This window comes from Streptomyces blattellae (assembly GCF_009709555.1).
GTDB lineage: Bacteria > Actinomycetota > Actinomycetes > Streptomycetales > Streptomycetaceae > Streptomyces > Streptomyces blattellae.
Genome location: NZ_WJBG01000061.1, coordinates 1 through 1,331 on the forward strand (window position 1 = coordinate 1; position 1,331 = coordinate 1,331).

1 protein-coding gene and 1 pseudogene are annotated in these 1,331 nt (G+C 72.2%); both read right to left on the reverse strand.

What is annotated here, in order from left to right; all coding sequences use genetic code 11:
* Window positions 1–1,032, reverse strand: a 1,032-nt coding sequence (locus GFH49_RS01440) for an L-serine ammonia-lyase (protein ID WP_155053889.1), incomplete at its 3' end; no start/stop codon positions are given.
* Between the two features lie 67 nt (window positions 1,033–1,099).
* A pseudogene (locus tag GFH49_RS01445) lies at window positions 1,100–1,331 on the reverse strand (serine hydroxymethyltransferase); the annotation flags it as partial.

Consider the following 1,331-nt stretch of genomic DNA (forward strand, 5'->3'; position numbering starts at 1 on the left):
GCCGACCTCGGCGCCGGAGATGGAGGCGTTCTCCTTGAAGAGCATGCCGATCGCGCCGGCCGCGAGCAGGAAGCGGACGATGCCGTCCTCGTCGGCGCCGGGCACGAAGTTGATGTAGTAGTGGAGAACCGCCGGGATGATGCCGGCCGCGCCGTTGGTCGGAGCCGTCACGACTCGGCCGCCCGCGGCGTTCTCCTCGTTGACCGCCATCGCGTAGAGGGTCACCCACTCCATCGCACGGACCGCGGCGTCGCCCTCGCTGCGCAGCGCCCGGGCCGCCGCGGCGGCCCGGCGGCGGACCTTCAGGCCGCCCGGGAGGATGCCTTCGCGGCCCAGGCCCCGGGAGACACAGGCCTCCATGACCCGCCAGATCCCCAGCAGGCCCGCACGGATCTCCTCCTCGGTGCGCCAGGCCTTCTCGTTCTCCAGCATCAGCGCTGAGATCGACAGGCCGGTCTCCCGGGAGAGGCCCAGCAGTTCGTCGCCCGTGCGGAACGGGTGGGGCAGCACGGTGGTGTCGAGCTTGATCCGGTCCGCGCCGATGGCGTCCTCGTCGACGACGAAGCCGCCGCCCACGGAGTAGTACGTCTTCTCCAGCAGCGGCACACCGTCGGCGTCGTACGCGAAGAGGATCATGCCGTTGGCGTGGTACGGCAGCGAGCGCCGGCGGTGCAGGACCAGCTGGGCCGAAGCGTCGAAGCCGATCTCATGGGCCGGACCGATCTCGGCGCCGAGGATGCGCAGGCGCCCGGTGCCGCGGATCCGCTCGACGTCCAGGTCGGCCTGGGCCACGTCGACCGTGTGCGGCTCGTTGCCCTCCAGGCCGAGCAGCACCGCCTTTGGGGTGCCGTGGCCGTGGCCGGTGGCGCCGAGGGAGCCGAACAACTCCGCGCGCACCGCGGTGGTCTGGGCGAGCAGACCGTCCTGCTTCAGCCGGGTGGCGAACATCCCGGCGGCGCGCATCGGGCCGACGGTGTGTGAGCTGGACGGGCCGATGCCGATGGAGAACAGGTCGAAGACGCTGATTGCCACGCCATACTCCGTGGGACGGGTGGGGCGTGCCGGCGGTCACCGGCACGCCCCAGCGGGAGGTGGTCGGTCACAGACCCGGATACAGCGGATGCTTGTCCGCCAGCGCCTCGACCCGGGCCTTGAGCGCCTCGGTCTCGGCCGCCCCGAAGGGAGAGGGCGCTTTGAGCGTCTCGGCGATGACGTCCGCGACCTCGGCGAAGTCCTCGGCGGTGAAGCCGCGGGTGGCCAGGGCGGGCGTGCCGATGCGCAGGCCCGAGGTCACCATCGGCGGGCGCGGGTCGTTCGGGACGGCGTTGCGG